We start from the raw sequence: 20,896 nt of genomic DNA, 5'->3' as shown, positions 1-20,896 counted from the left end.
TTTTTCTGTAGTGGCGGGACCAGGTTTCTGCGCCGCGCTCGTTCAGCTTCCGGCGTATTTCCCGGTTCAGACGCACGCCCGGCAGTGCCTCATTCCGCCTCTCCTGTCGACCCCCCGAGGCGATCGGTCTCGGCGAGGGCCAGCATGCGCGCGGCGGTCAGGGGGTTCTCGGGGTCGGCCGCGGCGGCCAGCAGCCGGGCGGCGGTTCCGGCCGGCTCGTCCGGCGGGACGACCAGGAGCACCCAGCGTCCCATGGAGCCGCAGTCGAGGGAGATGACGTGCGTCTCGCCCCCGGGGCCGGCCGGCTCCACGGCGATCACCCGGCCGGGCGCCATGACGGTGCGCGGGGTGTCGGGCCATTCGCTGGGGTTCACGGTTACCCGCACCGCCGTGTCCAGGTCCGGATCCAACGAGCCGACGAGCGAGGGGAGTTCGAGCTCCAGCGCATTGCAGCGCGGCCACCAGGCACCGTCCAGCGGGCCGTGGCTGATGTCCGGGGTGAGGGACAGGCGAGGTGTGGGCATGCGATACGTGTGCGCGTCGGCCGAAGACGCGTCTTCCGCCGGTGTTCCGCCGGGTTCCATCGTGCGGTCCCGTCCCGGGAGCCGTCGGACGACTGCCCGTTTCGTCACTCGCCGGGAACGGCACCGCTGGTCGCGCTGCGCGAAGAGCTCTCGGTGCGGTCAGGTTACCTCTGGACGAGGAGAAGAGGCGGGGGCGGTCGTGCGGCTGTGCCTCCTCTGGCGTCACCCGGTCCTCCTGATCCTCCGTCAGACGGATGCCCTCGTGTGTCGGCGAGACGGTGGCGGGGGTATGGCGTGATGTCCGGTCCTGTCGAGGTGCTGGTCGTGAGCCAGGACTGTGCGGGTTCCGCCGCTTGAGCGGTGTCAAGGGTGATGCGGAGCGGGGTCCCTCCTGTGCGGCCCGCGGGACAGCCGCGCCGCTCGGTCGAGGCGAAGCAGCGCCGGAGTGCTTCGGCGACGCGCCGGGCGCCCTCTGGCGTCGCGGCCACGATGCGGACCCTCGGCGTGGCCTTCGGAGGGACGGCTGAGGTCGCTGCCCGGCGCCCGGCGCCCGTCGACGGTGCGGGCTGCGACGCGTCACCACGGCTACCCCCTTTCGAAGGGCATGCCGGGCAAGGAAGCGGGCGTGCCACGACCGCCCCTTCGCGGAACGCCGGTGCTCTCCCGGAACGGGCTGCCGCAGCAGTCGGCCGCCGCCGCGCCACCGTGGCCGCCCCGGCCGGGAGTACGGTGGAGGCACCGAGGGCATGCCGCGCACCGGCTCCGACACCGGTGCCGCCCTCGGCGATCGGCGACGCCGGGTGGGCCCTGGTCCGCGCCCGGGGCAGGGTTCGACCCATGAGCGCGCAGCTGCTCTTCCCGACGACCTCGAACCTCCCCGAGCACCGGCCGTCACCGGGCCGGTCGCACAAGCGCAGGCCGGGCCGACCTGTGCGGGAGCGGGGATCCTCGCCCCGCGAGGGAGAACGCCTCCATCCGCTGACGCGCGGCCAGGTCGACGACCGCCTACAAGAGCTGGGTGACCTGTACGCGGAGGTCTCCGGCGGCGGCCCATGGGCGTGGAACGACGCGCGTGCCGCATTCCTGCGACACCTCGCGGCCGACGCGCGGCGACCGGGGTTCTCGCTGCTGGTCGCGGAGACCACGGTCCTGACCGGATGCGCCTACGGCTTTCCCGTGGGCGCCGCCCACCCGTGGTGGGCGGGCTTCGACGGAGACGTTCGGGAGAGCCTGCTCCGCCGCGCCGCCCCCGGGCGGCTCTTCGTCGTCGCCGGGATCGTCGTCCCGCCGCGCGTGCGCCGGGAGAACCAGGGCCGTGCCTGGAACCTCGCCCGGCGCCTGCAGCGGCGACTGCTCGCCGACCACGGCGCCGCGCTCGGAGTCACGTTGGTGGAAGCCCGGGACGACGGCATCGTCGAGACGTTGAGGTCCTGGGGGTGGCGTAGTGTCGCCGACGGCACCCTCACGGCCGTACCGCCCGGTTCATGCCGCGTGCTGGTGCTGACTGCGGGGACGTGAGCAGCGCCGTCATCGATCACGGCAGGTGGCATCCGGGCGGACAGCCGGTCGCACAGGGTGTGCAGCGGTTGGCGCGCGAGGGCCAGGGCACGGCGGCGCAGTCGGCCGAGTCCGCTGTCCAGGTCGTTGCCCGGAGCCTTGATCAGGCCGGCGGTGCACAGCAGGAGCGTGGACCCCGGCGGCAGGGCGCGAGCGGCACTCGGACGAGTACTGCCGAGGCCCAGGTGGGTTCCGAGAATCAGTCTCTGTCCGGCTCCCAGGCAACGGCGCGTTCCCGCCGGGGGTCAGCAGCGGGGGCGGCGGCCCGGAACCGGTCCGTCGAAGCGCCCAGGCGCCGGTGTCCGGGCCTTCCGGCCGGGCGAGGACGAGAGGAGTGCAGGAGCGCCTGCCCGAGCGGCCGACCCTTCCGAACGAAGACACCTTCCGGTGCGAAATACTCTCCCGGTGAGTTCACGCACTTCTCCGATCAGTCAGCCGGTCACCATACGGAGGGCCGTCGCGCGGGATGCCAAACGGCTCACACGGCTCGTGCGTGGCTCAGGCGCCTACGAGGGTAAGTACGCAGCCGCGGTCGCGGGCTACCGGGTCGGTCCTGATTACATCGAGGCCCACCGCGCCTTCGTGGCCGTCGGCGCCGACGATCCTGGAGGCCGGATCCTCGGGTTCTACTCGCTCGTCCTCGCACCACCGGAGCTCGACCTGCTGTTCGTCGCAGACGACGTGCAAGGACGGGGTATTGGACGACTGCTCGTCGCGCACATGCAATCCGAGGCCCGTGCCGCCGGGCTCGACCGTGTCATGGTCGTGTCGCACCTTCCCGCCGAGGACTTCTACCACCGCGTCGGTGCCGTACGGATCGGGACCGCCCTCGCGAACCCGCCCGCCGTCCCGTGGGACCGTCCCGAGTTCGAATTTCGCATTCCATCGGAATGACGCGGTGTGCCGGTTCGCGGGAGAACCGGTTTCGCCTGCATCGCCTCTCGATACGAGGCGGCGCCGTGAGCAGCTGTGGCATCGAGAAGCTGAGGGGCACTTCACGGCCAGGATCCCCTGGTGTCTGAGCCCGTCCCCGGCGCCCTCGGCGCGGGGCTGTGGCGGTGGACGTACGCGGCTTGGGACGCCGTTCAGGGTGGGGGAGCACCGGGCCGGTAGGGGGACAGCCCTTCGAATGGGCACTCTTCCTGGTGCGACTGCGGTAGAAGCTGCCGGGGCCGTGTCCTTCTGGTTTGCCTGCACAGCAGTTCGTGCCTGCTGTGCCCACTCCGACTTGTGCTGTGAGCAGCACCCACCTAGTCGAAAGGCAAGGAGCGGAACGCCATCAGGGTCGCCCGGGCGAGGAAGCAGTCCGCCCGGGTACCGCAAGGCCCCGGATTGAAAGGTGGTCCCCGGTCACGCATTCGCGATCCCCGCAACCCTGCCCTCCCAGGCGGCAGCTGCGGAAGAAGAAGGCTGGCGCAGCGCGCCGGTAGATGGTGTTGAAAGCTCGGGGCCCGGGTGCCGCACTGGCAGCCGGGCCCCCGACGCGTCCCCGAAAGAAGAGGTCGATGCCGTCTGTCGCATCGTCGTCCTCGAAGACCAGCTCGAAGAGGCGCAGCGCGTCAACGAGCAACTGTGCGCCGAGGGCGGCAGGCCTCAGCCGAAGACATGAGCCTGATCAGAACGCCCGAACCCGAGCCAACCGATGCACTGTCGGCGGATGAGCCCGCTGAGGGAACCGCACCGCCGGAGGAGCCCGGCGGTGCCGCGGCCGGAACGGGGACCGGACTGTCGGGCTGTGGCTCAGGCGTCGATGATGACGGGGATGATGAGGGGTTTGCGGCGGTGGGTGCGGAACGCCCAGTTCGCCACGGCCCGGGCGACGAGTTGTTCGAGTTGGCGCGCGTCCCCGACGCCTTCCTCGGCCGCGGTGGCCAGGGTCTTCTCGATGACGGGGATGACCGGCTCGAAGGTGGCGTCGTCGTGGACGAAGCCCCGGGCGAGGAAGTCGGGGGTCTCGGTGAGCTCGCCGGTGTCCGCGTCGACGATCGCCACCACTGTGACCACGCCTTCGGCGGCGAGGGTGAGGCGGTCCTTGAGGGACGCTTCGGTGGCGCCGCCGACTTCCATGCCGTCCACGTAGACGTTGCCGGCGGGGACCTTGCCGGTGATGGATGCGCGCCCGTCGACCAGGTCGACGACGACGCCGTCCTCGGCGATGACGACGCGGTCGGGGTCGACACCCGTACGGATGGCGAGGTCGCCGTTGGCCCGCAGGTGGCGCCATTCGCCGTGCACGGGCATGACGTTGCGGGGCTTGACGATGTTGTAGCAGTAGACGAGTTCGCCGGCGCTGGCGTGTCCGGAGACGTGCACCTTGGCGTTGCCCTTGTGGACCACATGGGCGCCCCACCGGGTGAGTCCGTTGATCACCCGGTAGATGGCGTTCTCGTTGCCCGGGATGAGGGAGCTGGCGAGCAGAACGGTGTCGCCCTTGCCGATGCGGATCACGTGGTCGCGGTTGGCCATCCGTGACAGCGCGGCCATCGGTTCCCCCTGGGAGCCGGTGCACACCAGAGCGATCTTGTGGTCCGGGAGCTTCTCCAGCTCCTTCGTGCTCACGACCAGACCGGAGGGGACCTTCAAATAGCCCAGGTCACGGGCGATGCCCATATTGCGGACCATCGACCGGCCGACGAAGGCGACCTTGCGGCCGTGCTGGTGGGCGGCGTCCAGGACCTGCTGGATGCGGTGCACGTGGCTGGCGAAGCTGGAGACGATGACCCGGCGTGGCGCGGTGCGCATCACCTGCTCGATCGCCGGGTTCAGCTCTCGCTCGGAGGTGGTGAAGCCGGGTACTTCGGCGTTGGTGGAGTCGGTGAGGAACAGGTCCACACCCTCCTCGCCGAGGCGGGCGAAGGCACGCAGATCGGTGATGCGGTCGTCGAGAGGGAACTGGTCCATCTTGAAGTCGCCGGTGTGCAACACCATCCCGGCCGGGGTGCGGATCGCGACCGCGAGGCTGTCGGGGATGGAGTGGTTGACCGCCACGAACTCGCAGTCGAAGGGCCCGAAGCCACGCCGGTCGCCCTCCCGCACCCGCACCGTGCGCGGCCGGATGCCGTGTTCCTTGAGCTTGGCCTCCAGGAACGCCAGGGTCAGCTTGGAGCCGACGACGGGGATGTCGGACCGCTCGCGCAGCAGGTACGGCACGCCGCCGATGTGGTCCTCGTGGCCGTGGGTGAGTACTACGGCCACGATGTCGTCCAGCCGGTCCCGGATCGAGGTGAAGTCCGGCAGGATCACATCCACGCCGGGCTGCGTCTCTTCGGGGAACAGCACGCCGCAGTCGACGATGAGCAGCTTGCCCGCGTGCTCGAAGACGGTCATGTTGCGGCCGATCTCACCCAAGCCGCCCAGGGCGATGACCCGCAACCCTCCTTCGGGAAGGGGCGGGGCTGCTTTCAACTCGGGGTGCGGATGACTCATACCCTGACCGTACCCGGAGAGCGGGACAGGGTGATCCATTACCAGTGTGATCCGACGAGAGCTCGCCGCGCGTGCCGGGGTGGCTCGAAGGCCGCGCGGGCGGTGAGCACCCCGCTCGCGATCGCACAGAAGAAGGTGGTGCCGGCCCGGGTAGATCTGTGACCGGGGGTTCTTGCTCACGCTGTGTCGCCCGCCGACCCGCTCGCCGGCACGCGGCCCGGGCGGTGCTGAGCGGGCGGGCGCGTGCCCAGGCCGACTCAGTCGATGGACGGGCAACTCTCCAAGGAGATCCACGACTTGGAGGGCCGACTGGCCCGACTCGCGCAAACAGTTGTAAATGAGGCGGCTCCACGGGGGGTGCTGTGTGTGGTCGATGCGGTCCAGGGGTGTTGTCGGTACGGCATGCGGATACTCAGTGCGTCGGCTCTGAGGGATCCGAGGGCAGGCGGCCGTCACCGCTCGTGGTGGGCGCATCAGCCCTGATCAGGCCCTGCGCACGCAGCTCGTCCCAGAGGCCGCCGGGCACGGGCTGAGCATGCAGTTCGACGTTGCGCCGGACCTGTTCCGCGGTGCGCATGCCCAGGGTGACGTTGACGACGGCGGGGTGCGTGGAGGGGAAGGTGATGGCGGCGGCGGGCAGGGTGGTGCCGTACCGCTCGGTGGCTCTCGCGGTGCAACGGGAGCGGTCAAGTCGCCGGGGCGCTGGTGTCACCCTCCTCGGCGACAAGGGGCAGGCCGTAGAACGTGGTCGCGGTGCCGACCAGGAGTGCGTGGACGTCGCTGTCGCTCCAGCCGGTGAGTAGTTCGTCCACGGTGGCGGCCCACCGGTCCCAGCCGCCCGCCAGGTTGGCGACAGGCCAGTCCGAGCCGAACATCAGCCGGTCCGGGCCGAAGGCGGAGACCAGCACATCCCAGACGGGTCGGATGTCGGCGGTGGTCCAGTGGGTGTGGTCGGCCTCGGTGATCAGTCCGGAGACCTTGCACACCACGTGCGAGTGTGCGGCCAGCCGCCGGATCCCGCGTTCCCACTCCGCGATGTCCTGTCGGGCGATGTCCGGCTTGCCCGCGTGGTTGAGGACCTGGGGCAGGTCGGGGAAGCGTTCCGCGAGCCGGATCGCCTGGTCGAGCTGGTGGTCGCGGACGAGTACGTCGTAGCGCAGTCCGCGATCTCTGGCCGCCCTCAACCCACGCTCCACATCGGGGAGTTGGAGCCAAGACGCGTCTGTCTCGCCTTGGACGAGGTGGCGCAGGGAGCGCAGGTGTCCGCCGCCCGGCCCGGCGATCAGCTGGTCGAGCACGTCACCGATCGCCGGGGCTGTCAGGTCGGCCCAGCCGACCACGGCCTGGATCAGCGGCTCCTGTTCCGCGAGCGCGAGCAGGTCCTCGGTCTCGGCGACCTCCGCGATGCACTGGACGACCACCGTGCCTTGCAGCCGCCGGCCATCGATGGGGTGGGTGGCGGTGGAGCGCAGGTCCTCGGGGGTGAACGTGCGGCGGATGGATGCCACGTCGGGGTCGTCGAGCCAGGGCTGCGGACGGTGGGAGAGGTCCCACAGGTGGTGGTGGGCGTCGATGAGGACGGGGGCGGGGGGCATGGCAGGTTCCAAGTCGGCTCGGTCAGATACGGACCGCGGTCAGGCGGTGGTGTCTTCGCCTGGCGGGTTCAGGTGCCAGATCTCGGGGAGTTCGCTCCACTGGCGGCCCTCGCCCCGGTCGGGAAAGGGTTCCTGGCACGGGTCGGTGAGCTTCCACCACCGCTGGGTCTCGGGGTCGGCCTCGATGGACGCCATGTCCGCCTCGAAGTCCTCGCCGTGGTACTCCATGTAGGCGAACAGCACGTCACCGTGGAGGTAGATGCTGTAGTTGCGGATGTTCGCCCGGTGCAGGGCGGCTTCGACTCCGGGCCAGACCGCGGAGTGGAGCCGGAGGTACTCCTCGCGGTGCTCGGGGCGGAGCCTGATGGTCTGCGCGATGCGCTTCACGCCGATTCCCCTGTCGTGTCGGTGGAGTTGGCCTGTTCGGCCGCGGTGTCGAACGGTGTGCGGTAGCTGGGAGTACGGGTGCGCAGGCCCAGCCGCAGGGTGAGCCGGATGCGGGTGGAGGCGGGCAGGCGGACGGTCAGGTACGGGCCGTGGCACGGGACTTCGGCCTCGGAGACCACCGGCTCGGTGTGACCGTAGTCGTACATGTCTCCGATCCAGCCGTCGTCCGTGCAGGTCGTGTACCGGACGCCGGTGATGGTGTGTTCGGCGAACGCGCCCGCCTGGACGATGACCGTGCGGTCGGCGTCGGGGGAGAGGTTGACGAGTTCGACGGTGGTGGCCTCGGGGTCGATGGAGGTGACCAGGGCGGCGACGTCGGCCGGCAGGCCGGCCCGGCGGGCGTCGGCGTCGTGGTAGCGCAGCCTCGCCTGCTGCAGACCGCCCTGGTACATCACCTGCGGGCCGCCCCACGTCAGCTGGACCAGGGCTTCGGTGGCCACCGGGTTGCACTGCTGCCACACGTGGATGTCGGCCTCGGGCACGTCCAGGTCGCGGTAGCGGTCGATGCGCCGCAGCCGGTGGCGGATCTGGGCCTGGGCGGCCGCGAGGATCCGCTCGGGGTAGCCGGGGTCGTCGCCGGCGAGGAAGGCGAACCAGGCCTTCTCGTGCCCGGACTCCTCCTTGGCGCGGAACGGGCGCACGGTGCGCCAGTCGATGCCGTCGGCCTCGCGCAGCCGCTCAAGCCGGGCGCGGTCCTCCTCCGAGAAGGTGTGGTGCCACAGGGCCACCGGTACGGGGGGCGTGGCCGGGTTGTAGTCGAACCAGCCCGAGTCGTTGTGCCGGAACGGCAGGTGCAGCGTGGGCGTGTCACAGTCCGGACCGAGCTCCGCCACCCACTTGGAGGGCAGGCTCGAGTCCGCCTCCGTGTGGGGCATGACCTTGCCCTGGTCGATGAGGGTGTCGAGGGAGGTCGCGACCATGGTGAGGTAGTCGTCGTCCCCGGTGACCGTGGCGGCTGCGAGGGCGGCGACGCAGGCCGCGTGGCCGAGGCTGTGCCAGCCGTGCGGCCAGGACCAGCCGTAGTGGCCGCCGTACCAGCGGCCTTCCAGGAGGCTGCCGACGATCCCGTCCGGGCCGACGTTGTCCGGGATCAGGCCACCGTGTTCGCGGGTGCGCTCGCGCCAGGCGCCGACGTACTCGACGATCCAGTCGCGGTAGCGTTCCTCGCCGGTCAGGATCCAGGCGTTGAGGACGAGTCCGGCGGCGGCGAGGTTGAGCGCGGTGTCGCCGACGCCCATGCGGTCGCGCATCTGGTCGCCGAGGCGCGGGTCCGCCGAGAGCGGGTACGGGCCGTCGGCGGCCTCGGGGATCCAGTCGAGGGGGTAGCCGTAGGTCTCGGCTTCCTTGAGCAGCCAGGGGTATACGTCGCCGTCGAAGAGGCCGGTGCGCTCGGGGTCGCTGCCGTTGTGGGGGCGGGTGATGATGCGGTGCTCGGGGTCGTAGTTGCCCTTGGCGGGGTCGACGTACAACTCGGCGAAGCGCAGCGCGCGTTCGGCCCAGCGGTCGGGGGCGGCCATGCACAGGAAGTACAGCAGCAGCAGGCTCTCGCCCTGGTGGAACCAGTCGTAGCCGCGCTCGTACTCGTCGCGCAGCATGTCCAGTTCGGTCAGCTGCCTGGTGACGCCCTCCCAGTGCTTCTCGCTGGCGGGCAGGAGGTCGTCGGCGCCGCCGAGGAGGTAGAGCTGGGGCCAGTTGAAGAAGACCTCGTAGAAGTCGTCCACGCCGTCGCGGGTGGTCAGCCGGCCGTTGTAGTTCAGCCGTCCGTCGGGGCCGGTGAAGTCGCGCTCGAAGCGGCGCCAGGCGTGGTCGAGCAGGTCGAACAGCGAGCGCTGGGCGACGGCCCAGCCCGGGGGTTCGAGCAGCGGCACCGTGGCCCGGACATCGAGTACGGGGGACGGGGTGTCCTCGGCCTGGGCGTCGGGGTGAGAGTCGAAGGGCATGAGAGCGGTTACTCCTTGGTGGCGCCGGCGAGCATTCCGCTGACCAGGAAGCGCTGGGCGAACAGGAACACGACGAGCACCGGTGTGATGGCCACCAGCGTCGCCAGTGCCAGTTGCGGGCGTTGGATGGCGAGGTCGCCGGCGGTCGGGTTGAACGACGGCACGTTGCTGAGCAGACTGCCGACACCGACCTGGACGGGTATCTGGTCGCTGTCGGGGAGCATCACGTACGGCAGGAAGTAGTTCGTCCAGTTGGCGACGAAGCTGAAGAACCCGACCAGCGCGATGACGGGGGTGGCCAGCGGCAGGGCCACATGGCGGAAGACGCCGAACTCCGAACAGCCGTCCATCCGCGCCGCGGCCAGGAGGTCCTTGGGCACGGCGGTCGTGAAGTAGATGTAGGTGAGGTACACGCCGAAGGGGTAGAACGAGTACGGCAGGATGATCGACCACATGGTGCCGATCAGGTGCACCGCGTTGATCTCCAGGAACAGCGGTACCACCAGGGTGGCGTTCGGCATCAGCATCACGACCAGGGTTGCGATCAGCAGCGCGTGCCGGCCGCGGAACTCGGTCATCGCCAGCGCGTATCCGGCCGGGATGGCCAGGCAGAGTGTGATGACCAGTGAGATCGCGGCGTAGAGCGCGGAGTTGCGCAGCCACAGCAGGATGGCGTCGTCCTGGAAGGCGGTGAGTGCGTGCCAGTTGGCCGTCAGTGCGTGCCAGGACCCGAAGGACAGCGGGTTGTCGTGGACGAGTTGCTGGTCGGTCTTGGTCGCCGCGAGCAGCAGCCAGACCACCGGGAGCACGAAGAACACCACGAAGACGGTGAGTACCGAGCCCGCCAGCAGCCGGGAGGCCACTTGTTGAGGGGGCCGGCGGCGCTGCCGTCGGGTTCGCCTCATGACGTTCGGGTCCCGTTCGGTGCGAGGAGCGGTGGCAGGAGGGGTGGACCGTGTGTCAGTCGGCATCGAAGAACCCCGATCGTGCGACGAAGACACCGGCGACCGACACGCTGACGACCAGGAGTTCCACCGAGACGGCGGCGGCGCCGTTGATGTTGTTCATCTGGAAGGCGAAGTCGTAGGTGAGCTGGTTGAGCGAGTAGTCGCGGCCGGCCACGCCCGTGCTGGCGAGAGAGAGCAGCTGCGGCTCGACGAAGAGCTGGGCGCCGCCCGCGAAGGCCAGGATCACCATGTACACGATCCATTTGCGGAGCATGGGGATCTGTACCCGCCAGGCGGTCTGCCAGCCGTTCGCGCCGTCGATGCGGGCGGCCTCCATGACGTCCTTGGGGATGTTGTTGAGGGCGCCGTACATGACGACGATCCAGCCGCCCGCGCCGGTCCAGAACGCGATGATCGTGAACAGCAGCGCCAGGTTGCCGGGGGCGATGACCTCGCCGAAGGTGTGGAAGCCCAGCGTTTCAAGCAGCGAGCTGACCGGGCTGACCGTCGGGTCGAGCATGAACAGCCACACCAGGACGCTCGCGGCGCCGGCGAGGGCGCCGGGGATGTAGTAGAGGAAGCGCAGCGCCTGGCTGACCGGCCCCAGGGACAGCCGGTGCAGGAGGAGCGCGAGGACCACCACGAACACCACGAGGGACAGGAGCCAGAAGACGAGGTACAGGGCCACATGGCCCAGGGAGTCGGTGAAGCGGAAGTCGCGCGCCGTGGTGACGAAGTTGGACAGGCCGGTGAAGGCGCCCCCGGCGTCGGTGAACGCGAAGTAGATCGCGTAGCAGGTCGGAAGGATGCCGAAGGCGATCAGCAGCAGTACGTAGCCGGCGACGAATGCCATGCCGGCCCGGCTCTGCCGCAAGGTGCCGCGAGGGCGCCCCCGGACAGAGCCGGCCGAGGAGGAGTGGGTGAGGGTCACTTGGAGACCTTGTATCCGTCGGCCTGGGCGTACTTGACGATCGAGTCCTGCCAGGCGGGCAGCAGCGATTCGATGGTCTTGCCCTGCGTCAGGCCGGGCTTGACGGTGGCGGCCCAGATCGCCTCCTGGCTGAACTGGCCCGAGCCCCAGTCGGACCACACCTGCGAGGAGGCGTCCTTGAGGGCGGTGAGGTCACCGGCGAAGTACCCGGAGGCGGCCTGCGCCTTGAGCCAGTTCTCGGCGGCGGGCGCGTAGGCCGGGAAGCCGGGGGCCTTCGCGCCCTGGTAGGCATTGTCGGTGGTGACCCACGTCAGGAAGTCGGTGGCCGCCTTGATGTGGGTGGAGTGCTTGGACAGCAGCCAGGTCCCGCCGCCGACGTTGCCGGTGGACGGCGCACTGTCGCCCTGCCACTGCGGTATGGGCGCCACCGCGATCTGCTTGGCCGGGGTCTTGAGCCCGCTCTCGAAGACCGCGCCGCCGTACCAGGCCGGGCCCGGCATCAGCAGGACCTTCTTGGCCTTGTTCTTGGCGAAGTCGGTGCTGAAGACGCCGCTGATCGACATCGACTTGTTCTTGATCAGTACGTCCAGCAGCTTGGCCATCTTGGTGCAGGCCTCGCTGGTGGTGTTGACCGACACTGCCTTGGGGCCGGTGATGTGGTTGGCGCCGCACTTGCTCGCCCACAGGTAGATCTCCGGGGTGAAGGTGTCACCCGCGTCGCCCACGAGGTAGCCGGGGTGCTCCTGGGCCACCTTCTCGCCCAGCGCCTGGTACTCCTCCCAGGTCGTCGGCACCGTGTAGCCGAACTGCTTCAGCAGCGGGGCGTTGTACCAGAGCACCGCCTGGGAGAGGTCGTTGCGCAGGCAGTACAGGGTTCCGTCGACCGTGCAGACGTCGTTGGCGCCCTTGGCGAACCCGCCAAGCGTCGCGTCCGGGATCAGGCCCTTGTTCAGCGGCGCCGCGAAGCCGGCGTCGACGGCCCAGCTCGCCTCGTTGTTCTGGGAGCTGAAGACGACGTCCGGCCAGCCCTTGCCGGTGCGGTTGAACAACTGGACCTTGGTCTGGAGGTAGTTGGACCCGTTGGCGTCGCCGTCGTAGCTGACGATGTGCATCTTCACGCTCGGGTGCGACGCCTGGTACTGCTTCGCGGCGGCCATACGGGTCGCGTCCACCCAGACGGTCAACGCCCCCTTGTCCTGAGCGGCCTGGGCGAATCCGTCCTTCGTGGTGCCGCCGCCGGCGCCGCCGCCACCACAGGCGGTCACGGTGAACAGCACGGTGGCGGCACAGCCGGCCAGCAACGCGGCTCGTCTCCTGCTGGTCCCTGTCTCCTGGGCGGCCGAAGGCTTGTAGACGGACATGAGCGACTCCACTGGGTTTTCCATGAGGCGGCCTGGCGGCTCTGTCGTTACCGCCGCGGAAGAAATTAGCCGCCATATCGTGAGGCCAGTCAAGAGGTGAGTATGTCTTTTTTTGGAGCAGGGCGCGAGTGATGTGGCGTCGATAAGAGGTGCGATGTGCAGCTGAATCGGCACTTAAGCCGCATATGGAGATCGACTATGGAGATCGTCCACTGAGACTGAGGTCGATTAATGAGTACTACTCATCGCCCCTCTGTGTACGATGACCGCGGCTTCAGGGCCGATCAGTCACCGTCCTCGGAGACACCCGGAGGCAGCACACATGAAGGACACGCCCGCCGTGGCAGCGGTGGTGAACGGCGCGGACGAGCGGCGCGACCACCGGCCCGGATACGAGGTCGTGGCGGAGCGGATCCTCGAGTTCGTCGCCGAGGCGCGCCTGGCCCCCGGTGACCGGATGCCCACGGAGAAAGACCTGGCTCAGCGGCTGGACACCAGCCGAGCGGTGGTTCGGGAAGCCGTCAAGGTCCTCTCGGCGCTCGGCCGGGTCCGGGCACACAAGGGACGCGGACTGTTCGTCGCGGACGACGACGCCATGCTGATGGCCAGTCGCTGGGGAGGCTTCTTCCGTCCCGTGGACCTGGATCACGTGCTCATGCTGTTCGAGTTCCGAAGGGTTCAGGAGACGGTCGCCGCCAGACTCGCGGCCACGCGTGCCACGCCCGCCGAACTGCGCGCCCTCGAGGTCGCCATGCGGCAGTGCCGGCACGGGTACGTCCATGGTGAGATCGACGTCTTCAACCAGGCCGACGACGACTTCCACGCGGCGGTGGCCGCGGCCTCGCACAACACGTTCCTCGGCAGCGCGGTGCGTGACGCCCGCCGGCTGCAGCGCCAGTCCAGCGCGATCGGCATCCACGACACCTTCGGCGAGGGCGCCGCGGCCGCAGTGGAGGAGCACGAGGCGATCTACCGCGCCATTCGCGACGGCCGCCCCGAGGAGGCCGCAGAGTCCACCGCCGTGCACCTCGACCGGACGCTGGAGGACTACCGGCGGGAGATCCAGCGCCGCCTGTTCGGATGACCTGCGGACCAGGACATGCCGGCGCCGACACGGCCCCTGGACGGCGGAGCGGCCACGGACTGCTGCAGGAACTCGACCGCTGTAGGAGCGGCGCGTCCCGGTCGACCGCCGGCACCTCGACCCGGAAGCCGTGGAACGCGCGGTGGACGTGCTGCGCGTGGCCACCCGGCCGGTCATCGTGGTGCGCGAGAACCGGGCCGCACGGGCGGCAGTCGCAAGCAGGGACACGGCCGATGTGGATCTCGGCCCGCAAGGCGTCAGCCTGCTCGAGGCAGACGACGACCATGTACCGGACGCATGGCGCCACGGCACCGCACGATGTGCCCGCCCGCGGCCAGGAGCGTAGCCAGCAGCCGGAACTCCGTGGGCGACAGGGCGACAGGGCGACAGGGCGACGGCGGTGCCGTGCACGGTGACGTAGTGGCCGACGCGTCCAGAATCAGGTCCCCGGCCGCAATCGCCGGGGCCGGCGCAGTGCGCTTCACGGACGCACGCAGCCTTGCAGTGAGTTCCCGGTCGGCGAACTGGTGCCGGGAGGTCAGGAAGATGACCGGGGCCAGGACGTCGTTGGCGCGCAGCGCCCGGCACACGTCCCGACCGTCCGCGTCGGGCAGCCCTTTGTGCAGGACAACCGCCGCGATGTCGCCGGTGGCCAGCCGCGGGGCGGTGGCACCGTCGGCGGCGAGGACGGGCTCGACACCCTCCTCGTACACCCTCAGGTGCTCCGGCCGGGCGGTTCGTGTCTGAGACGAGTGACTCGGGCGGCCAGTGGGCCATGGTTCTTCGGCGCTGTGGACGATCGGCGAAAGGGAGGCGCTCCCGGCTTGTGCGCTCGTGCCAGTCACCCGAAAACCCATGGTCACGAAGATGCCGGGGCGCTCTTCCCTCACCTGTCCGTCGGCTCGGAGGCCTCATGGCCGTCCCGGAGGAGCGGGACGAGCAGAGTGAAGGTCGCTGGAGCGCTGCTGGTGAGGGAGAGCCGTCCGCCTATGGAGACGGCCAGGTCGCGGGCGAGGGCCAGGCCGATGCCCGTTCCCTCACCGTCGCCGGTCTGTCCTCGGTCGAACAGCCGCGCCGGTTCGCCCTGCAGGGTGCCCTCGTCGCTGACGTCGAAGGCGAGGGCGTCGCCGAGGTCCCGTACCGCGACCCTGGTCGTCCCGCGCCCGTGCGTCCGTGCGTTGTCCAGCAGCACGCCGAGAATCTCCGTCACGGGGCCACCGGGCACCCGGGCATCCGCCGGCAGCTCCCGCGTGCCGCACTCCAGACGGCGGCCGTCGTCGGCGAACAGGCCGTGCCACCGCTCCTGTGTCTCCTGCAGGAGGCGTGTCACCGCAACCTGCCCGGCGGTGAGACGGGGCGGGTCCTGGGGACGGGACAGCCGAAGTACTTCCTCCACGGTGAGGTGCAGGCGCTGGGTGGTGGTCAGGGCCTCGGCCAGGAGCGGTCGCAGCCGGGCGTCGTCGTCCTGCTGCAGGCCCGCCTCCAGTGTGAGTTGCAGGCCGGTCAGGGGGGTGCGCAGCTGGTGGGAGGCGTTGGCGGTGAAGTCGCGTTCGCGGCGCAGCAGTTCGGACAGGCTACGCAGCATCTCGTTGTGGGTGCGGGCGACCTGGTCGATCTCGGGGATGCTGCTGGGGGCGGCCCGGGCGTTCAGGTCGCCCTCGGTGACGGCCCTGCAGTGGCGGGAGAGGTCCTCCAGCGGTGTGGCCAGCACGCGGGCCTGACGGCGGGCGACGAGGACGGCGACACCGAGCGCGAACGCGGTCACCCCGAACAGCACGCCCCACACGGCCAGCACCCGGTCCCGTACGGCGTCGGCGGGTGAGGACACCCGGACGACGCCGATGACCTGCTCGGCGTGTGACACAGGCACAGTGACCACCAGATCGCCGCCCGACCGCCCGCGCATCGGCTCACCGCCGAGCGCGCGGCCGACCGGCGCGTCCCCCGTCCCGGGGCCGCTGCCGGACCGCAGCCGCTGGTGCCGGTCGTACAGCCCCAGGTGCCCACCCGCCGGGGCGGCGGGAAGCTCCACCGGATCGCCGGTCGTGTAGTCCGGGCTCACCCGCACAGCGGCGGCCAGGGCCGCGCGTTCCAGGGTGTCGCGCTGATGGGCGTACAGGGACGCCCTGATCGCCAGCGCCAGTGGTACGGCGAGCAGGACGACGGCGACCAGGGCGGCGGTGAGGGCGACTCGCACCACGCGCTGTCTCATGCCCTCATCATGCGGGCCCGCCGCGTGGCAGGACGGGCGCGGCACAGGCTTTTGCCGTCGTCTAACCCTCGGCGAGCAGGGCGTTAACCGGCCGCTTCCTAGCGTCGTCTCCGTGACCGTCCGCTCCGGGCGCTCCTTGGAGGGCAGTGGCCATGGCAGTACAGGTTCGTACATCCGCGATCGCCGGGCTGACACTCGTCGCCGCGGTGACCGCCGGCTGTTCCGGTTCCACCTCGCACTCCGGTTCCGCTACGACGTCGCCGTCGCCGTCGCCGTCGGCTTCCTCGGCGGGAGGCGGCAGCGCCGGCCAGGCAGCGGCTCCCACGGAGTCCAATCCGCCCGGCGACATCCCCGACAACCAGGTCTACGTCGCCTACCGGCCGACCGGCGGAGCCCTCACCGGCTTCACGGTGAAGGTGCCCGAGGGCTGGGCCCGCACCACAAAAGGCGATACCACGGCGTTCACGGACAAGCTCAACACCATCAGGATCACGGCGGTCTCCGCGGCCAACGCACCCACGGTCGGCTCCGTCACCACCTCGGTCGTCCCGCAACTGCGCTCCCAGGTGGCGAAGTTCGCCGCGCCGAAGGTGTCGGAGGTGAGCCGGCACGCAGGCCGTGTCGTGCGCCTCACCTATCAGGGCGATTCGGCGAAGGACCCGGTCACCGGCAAGGTGGTGCGGGACGCGTTCGAACGGTACGCCTTCCACCGGTCCGGTCACGAGGTGGAAGTGACCCTGTCCGGCCCGGTCAACGCGGACAACGTCGACCCATGGCGCACCGTCAGCGACTCCTTCGCCTGGCGGTGAGCGCGGTGTCCCTCCACTCCCACGGCTCGGTCGACGATGTGCTGACGGCTCGCGAGCTGTACCGCTTCTACCGGGCCGGCGACGAGGAAACGCTCGCGCTGCGCGGAGTCTCGCTCGCGGTGCGTCGAGGCGAGACGGTCGCGGTCGTCGGCCCGTCCGGGGCGGGCAAGTCGACCTTGCTGGCCTGTCTGGCCGGCCTCGACGAGCCCTCCGGCGGCGAGGTCCGCGTCGCGGGCGTGAGGATCAGCCATCGGCCGGAGACCGAGCGGTCCCGGCTCCGCGCCCGGCACATCGGCGTACTCCTGCAGTCCCGCAACCTGCTGCCCCACCTCAGCGTGCGCGACAACGTCCGCCTGCCGCAGCGCGCCGGAGGCGGCAAATCCGTCGCTTCGGCCAGGGAGCTGCTCGACCAGGTGGGCCTCGCCGACCGAGCGCACGCGCTGCCCCGGGAGCTGTCGGGCGGGGAACTGGCGCGCGCCGGCCTCGCGGTCGCGCTGGCCAACTCTCCCGCCGTGCTGCTGGCCGACGAGCCGACCGGTGAACTGGACGGCAAGACGGAGCAGTTGGTCCTCACGATGCTGCGGGAGCGGGCCGCGCAGGGCTGCGCGGTACTGATCGTCACACACAGCGCGGAGGTCGTACGAGGCGCGGACCGGGTGATCGAACTGGCGGACGGCAGGGCCACCACGACCACATCGGTGCCCCAACAGAGCCCTGTACTGCGGGAGGACCACGATGTCACGCGATGAGGCCCTCGTGGCCTGCCGCGACGCGGCGCTCACCTTCGGCCGAGGCGGCCAGGCCGTCGTGGCCGTACACGGCGCGAACCTGGAGATCGGGGCCGGTGACCGGCTCGCGGTCGTCGGCCCCTCCGGGTCGGGCAAGAGTTCGCTGCTGCACCTGCTGGCCGGGCTCGAGCAGCCCACCAGCGGCACCGTGACCCGGGCTTCCTCCCTGGGGCCGTACGACATCGGTCTGGTCTTCCAGGGCGACAGCCTCATCCCCGCCCTGAACGTGGTCGAGAACACCGCTCTCCCGTTGATCCTTGCCGGCCGACCGGAGGACGAGGCCCGCACGGCCGCGCTCGCGTCCCTCACCCTGGTCGACGCGACCGACCTGGCCGACCGGCTGCCCGAGGAGATCTCCGGCGGCCAGGCCCAACGGGTGGCCGCCGCCCGCGTACTGGCCCAGGGGCCGCGTCTGGTCCTCGCCGACGAGCCCACCGGACGCCTCGACCACCGCACCGGCGGCCGCGTCCTGGACGCCTTGCTGACCGTCGCCGACCACGCGGGTGCGGCCCTCGTCGTCACCACCCACGACCCCGCTGTCGCCGCCCGGCTCACCACCCGGCGCACCATGCGCAACGGCCGGCTGCTCGCACCCGAGGAGGTGTCATGATCGCCTCGTGGACGCGCGGCCTGGCCCGCCACCGCACCGGGCGACTTCTGGCCGCCCTGGCCGGTATCGCGCTCGCGGTCGCCCTCGTCGCCGCGCTCGGCTCCTTCCTGACCGCGTCCAAGGCCACCATGACCCAGCGCGCCCTGCGCTCGGTCGCCGTCGACTGGCAGGTCCAGGTACAGCCCGGCGCCGACCCGAACACCGTGCTGAACCTGGTCGACAAGACACCGGGCACCCACACGGCCCTTCCGGTCGGCTACGCCCGAACCACCGGCTTCGCCGCCCGCGTCCAGGGCAGCACCCAGACCACCGGCCCCGGCATGGCGCTCGGCCTGCCCGACGGCTACCGCAGCCGGTTCCCCGACGAGATCCGCACGCTCTCCGGCGCCTCCACCGGGGTCCTCCTGGCCCAGCAGACCGCCTCCAACCTGCACACCGCCCCCGGCGACACCGTCAGCATCCAACTGCCGGGCATCGGAGCGCGCTCAGTGAAGGTGGACGGCGTGGTCGACCTGCCCCAGGCCGACTCCCTCTTCCAGACCGTCGGCGCGCCCAGCCAGTCCCAGCCGACCGCACCCCCCGACAACGTCGTCCTCCTTCCCGCCTCCCGGTTCGCCGCCCTCACGCGGGGCGTCGGCGCGGTCACCACCCAGATCCACGTCGCCCGCGACGACGCCAGGCTGCCCGCCGACCCGGCCGCCGCCTTCACCGCGGTCACCGGCGCCGCCCACAACCTGGAGGCCCGCTCCGCCGGTGCCGCGCTCGTCGGCAACAATGTCGGTGCCGCTCTCGACTCCGCCCGCCAGGACGCCCTGTATGCGCAGATCCTCTTCCTGTTCCTGGGCGTGCCGGGCGCCGTCCTGGCTGCCGCGCTGACCGCCGCAGTCGCCTCCGCAGGCGGCGAGCGGCGCCGCCAGGAACAGGGCCTGCTGCGGCTGCGCGGACTGCGCCCCCGGCAGATCACCACCCTGGCGGGACTCGAAGCCGCCCTGATCGGTCTCCTCGGTGGCGTGGCCGGGCTCGGCATCGCCGCACTGACCGGCAGGCTCGCCTTCGGCGGCGCCTCCTTCGGAGCGGGCGCGGGAACCTGGGCCGCCTGGTACGCCATCGCCTTCGCCCTGGGCGCTGCCGTGGCCGCCGGATCGGTCCTCGTACCCGCCGTACGAGATCTGCACGCGGTGACCGTGGCCGACACCCGCAAGGAAGCGGGTGCACGCCGCACCCGAAGCCCCTGGTGGATGCGGTACGGCCTGGACTTCGTGCTCCTGATCGGCTCCTGGCTGGTCTTCCGTGCCTCTTCCGGCAACCAGTACGCCCTCGTGCTCGCCCCGGAGGGCGTCCCCGCCCTCTCCGTGTCGTACTGGGCCTTCCTCGGCCCCGCCCTGCTGTGGATCGGCGCTGCTCTGCTGCTGTGGCGTCTCACCCTCCTCGTCCTCACCCACGGCCGTCCCGCCCTGGCCCGGTTGGCCCGCCCGCTGACCGCGACGCTCGCCGGCACGACTGCCGCCGTCCTGTCCCGGCGGCGACGCCCGCTCGCCCGCTCGGTGGTCCTGCTCGCGCTTGCCGTGTCCTTCGCCATCTCCACGGCCGTCTTCAACGCCACCTACCAGCAGCAGGCCGAGGTCGACGCCCGGCTCACCAACGGCGCCGACGTCACCGTCACCGAACCTCCCGGTGCCCGCACCGCACCCGACGCCGGATCCGCCCTGAAGATCTCCGGCGTACGGCACGTCGAACCTCTCCAGCACCGCTTCGCCTACGTCGGCTCCGACCTCCAGGACCTCTACGGTGTCCGCCCGGACACCATCACACAGGCCACCTCGCTCCAGGACGCCTACTTCTCCGGCGGCACCGCCCACCAGTTGATGCGCAAGCTGGCCCAGCGCCCGGACAACCTGCTGGTCAGCGTCGAGACGGTCAACGACTTCCAGCTTTCGCCCGGTGACACCGTCAACCTGCGCATCCAGGACGCCCGCACCAAGGCCCTGCGCACGGTGCCCTTCCACTACGCCGGCATCGCCAAGGAGTTCCCCACCGCGCCGAAGGACAGCTTCTTCGTCGCCAACGCCTCCTACATCACCAAGGCGACCGGCAGCGACGCGGTCGGCGCCTTCCTCCTCGACACCGGCGGCACCCACCAGAAGCAGATCGCCGCGCGCCTGCGTTCACAGCTCGGCACCACTGCCACCGTCACCGACCTGACCCAGACCCGCGGCACCGTCGGCACCAGCCTGACCTCCGTCGACCTGGCCGGACTCACCCGTATCGAACTCACCTTCGCGGTCCTGCTGGCCGCCGGAGCCGGCGGACTCGTCCTCGCCCTGGGACTCGCCGAACGCCGCCGCACCTTCGCCATCGCCACCGTCCTCGGCGCCAAGCCGCACCACCTGCGGGGCATGGTCCTCACCGAGGCCCTCCTGCTGGCCGCGGGCGGACTGGCCGGGGGCGCCCTGATCGGCTGGGCCCTGTCCCAGATGCTGGTCAAGGTCCTGACCGGCGTCTTCGACCCACCGCCCGCGAGCCTGTCGGTACCCGGCGGCTACCTGGCACTCACCGCGACCGCCGCAGTGATCGCCGTACTCGCGGCAGCCCTGAACGGCATCCGCGGCACCCGGCGCCCCGCCGTGGAGGAACTGCGCGACCTGTGAACCGGCCACATCCGGGG

At 70.7% G+C, this 20,896-nt stretch carries 17 protein-coding genes and 2 pseudogenes; 7 read left to right on the top strand and 12 right to left on the bottom strand.

Annotated features, from left to right (window positions below):
* Positions 1 to 89: 89 nt before the first annotated feature.
* The gene (locus AB0N07_RS07445; RefSeq protein ID WP_365833059.1) at positions 90 to 524 is read right to left on the bottom strand and encodes a DUF5994 family protein; all 435 of its coding nucleotides are present in this window, start codon (positions 522 to 524) and stop codon (positions 90 to 92) included.
* An 837-nt stretch (positions 525 to 1,361) separates the two neighbouring features.
* On the opposite strand from AB0N07_RS07445, the gene AB0N07_RS07440 reads away from it, so the two are divergent.
* The gene (locus tag AB0N07_RS07440; RefSeq protein ID WP_365833057.1) at positions 1,362 to 2,042 is read left to right on the top strand and encodes a hypothetical protein; all 681 of its coding nucleotides are present in this window, start codon (positions 1,362 to 1,364) and stop codon (positions 2,040 to 2,042) included.
* A gap of 83 nt (positions 2,043 to 2,125) precedes the next feature.
* Here the strand turns inward: AB0N07_RS07440 and AB0N07_RS07435 are convergent.
* Positions 2,126 to 2,266: pseudogene (locus AB0N07_RS07435) on the bottom strand (hypothetical protein); the annotation flags it as partial.
* 220 nt (positions 2,267 to 2,486) lie between these two features.
* Here AB0N07_RS07435 and AB0N07_RS07430 point away from each other — a divergent pair.
* On the top strand, positions 2,487 to 2,975 hold the full coding sequence (locus AB0N07_RS07430) for a GNAT family N-acetyltransferase (RefSeq protein WP_365833055.1): 489 nt from the start codon (positions 2,487 to 2,489) through the stop codon (positions 2,973 to 2,975).
* Positions 2,976 to 3,821: 846 nt separating this feature from the next.
* On the opposite strand, the gene AB0N07_RS07425 is transcribed toward AB0N07_RS07430, so the two are convergent.
* The 8 genes and pseudogenes from AB0N07_RS07425 to AB0N07_RS07390 form a co-directional block, all read right to left on the bottom strand.
* On the bottom strand, positions 3,822 to 5,507 hold the full coding sequence (locus AB0N07_RS07425) for a ribonuclease J (protein WP_365833053.1): 1,686 nt from the start codon (positions 5,505 to 5,507) through the stop codon (positions 3,822 to 3,824).
* A 412-nt stretch (positions 5,508 to 5,919) separates the two neighbouring features.
* A pseudogene (locus AB0N07_RS07420) lies at positions 5,920 to 6,165 on the bottom strand (aldo/keto reductase); the annotation flags it as partial.
* Between the two features lie 28 nt (positions 6,166 to 6,193).
* A complete protein-coding gene (locus tag AB0N07_RS07415) occupies positions 6,194 to 7,102 on the bottom strand; it encodes an amidohydrolase family protein (protein ID WP_365833051.1) in 909 nt (302 codons plus the stop codon).
* A 39-nt stretch (positions 7,103 to 7,141) separates the two neighbouring features.
* A complete protein-coding gene (locus AB0N07_RS07410; protein ID WP_365833049.1) occupies positions 7,142 to 7,489 on the bottom strand; it encodes an L-rhamnose mutarotase in 348 nt (115 codons plus the stop codon).
* Complete coding sequence (locus tag AB0N07_RS07405) at positions 7,486 to 9,489, bottom strand: hypothetical protein (protein WP_365833047.1); 2,004 nt, start codon at positions 9,487 to 9,489, stop codon at positions 7,486 to 7,488. Before AB0N07_RS07405 ends, AB0N07_RS07410 begins: the two co-directional genes overlap by 4 nt.
* An 8-nt stretch (positions 9,490 to 9,497) precedes the next feature.
* Entirely contained in the window at positions 9,498 to 10,394 is an 897-nt protein-coding gene (locus tag AB0N07_RS07400) for a carbohydrate ABC transporter permease (protein WP_365833045.1), read from the bottom strand.
* Positions 10,395 to 10,449: 55 nt separating this feature from the next.
* Positions 10,450 to 11,367 carry a sugar ABC transporter permease gene (locus AB0N07_RS07395; RefSeq protein ID WP_365833043.1) on the bottom strand — a complete coding sequence of 306 codons (918 nt, stop codon included), beginning with the start codon at positions 11,365 to 11,367 and terminating at the stop codon, positions 10,450 to 10,452.
* Positions 11,364 to 12,728, bottom strand: a complete 1,365-nt coding sequence (locus AB0N07_RS07390) for an ABC transporter substrate-binding protein (protein ID WP_365833041.1) — start codon at positions 12,726 to 12,728, stop codon at positions 11,364 to 11,366. The genes AB0N07_RS07395 and AB0N07_RS07390 overlap by 4 nt, the downstream gene beginning before the upstream one ends.
* Positions 12,729 to 13,050: 322 nt before the next feature.
* On the opposite strand from AB0N07_RS07390, the gene AB0N07_RS07385 reads away from it, so the two are divergent.
* On the top strand, positions 13,051 to 13,812 hold the full coding sequence (locus tag AB0N07_RS07385; protein WP_365833039.1) for an FCD domain-containing protein: 762 nt from the start codon (positions 13,051 to 13,053) through the stop codon (positions 13,810 to 13,812).
* 257 nt (positions 13,813 to 14,069) lie between these two features.
* Here the strand turns inward: AB0N07_RS07385 and AB0N07_RS07380 are convergent, their stop codons facing one another.
* Positions 14,070 to 14,525: a hypothetical protein gene (locus tag AB0N07_RS07380; RefSeq protein ID WP_365833037.1), complete on the bottom strand. Its 456-nt coding sequence runs from the start codon at positions 14,523 to 14,525 to the stop codon at positions 14,070 to 14,072.
* Positions 14,526 to 14,698: 173 nt separating this feature from the next.
* A complete protein-coding gene (locus tag AB0N07_RS07375; RefSeq protein ID WP_365833035.1) occupies positions 14,699 to 16,024 on the bottom strand; it encodes a HAMP domain-containing sensor histidine kinase in 1,326 nt (441 codons plus the stop codon).
* A gap of 152 nt (positions 16,025 to 16,176) precedes the next feature.
* Here AB0N07_RS07375 and AB0N07_RS07370 point away from each other — a divergent pair, with 152 nt between their 5' ends.
* Genes AB0N07_RS07370 through AB0N07_RS07355 form a run of 4 tightly spaced genes read left to right on the top strand, consistent with a single transcriptional unit; the run spans position 16,177 to position 20,879 of the window.
* Positions 16,177 to 16,833 (top strand): hypothetical protein, encoded by a 657-nt coding sequence (locus tag AB0N07_RS07370; protein WP_365833033.1) that lies wholly within the window; start codon positions 16,177 to 16,179, stop codon positions 16,831 to 16,833.
* Positions 16,797 to 17,582 carry an ABC transporter ATP-binding protein gene (locus tag AB0N07_RS07365; protein ID WP_365833031.1) on the top strand — a complete coding sequence of 262 codons (786 nt, stop codon included), beginning with the start codon at positions 16,797 to 16,799 and terminating at the stop codon, positions 17,580 to 17,582. Before AB0N07_RS07370 ends, AB0N07_RS07365 begins: the two co-directional genes overlap by 37 nt.
* On the top strand, positions 17,569 to 18,231 hold the full coding sequence (locus AB0N07_RS07360) for an ATP-binding cassette domain-containing protein (RefSeq protein ID WP_365833029.1): 663 nt from the start codon (positions 17,569 to 17,571) through the stop codon (positions 18,229 to 18,231). Before AB0N07_RS07365 ends, AB0N07_RS07360 begins: the two co-directional genes overlap by 14 nt.
* A complete protein-coding gene (locus AB0N07_RS07355) occupies positions 18,228 to 20,879 on the top strand; it encodes an FtsX-like permease family protein (protein ID WP_365833027.1) in 2,652 nt (883 codons plus the stop codon). The genes AB0N07_RS07360 and AB0N07_RS07355 overlap by 4 nt, the downstream gene beginning before the upstream one ends.
* The last annotated feature ends 17 nt before the right edge of the window (positions 20,880 to 20,896 follow it).

Origin of the sequence: Streptomyces sp. NPDC051172 (genome assembly GCF_040682555.1) — a bacterium.
Classification (GTDB): Bacteria; Actinomycetota; Actinomycetes; order Streptomycetales; family Streptomycetaceae; genus Streptomyces.
Note: the sequence above shows the minus strand (reverse complement) of the source record. Positions and strands in the feature narration are given on the sequence as shown.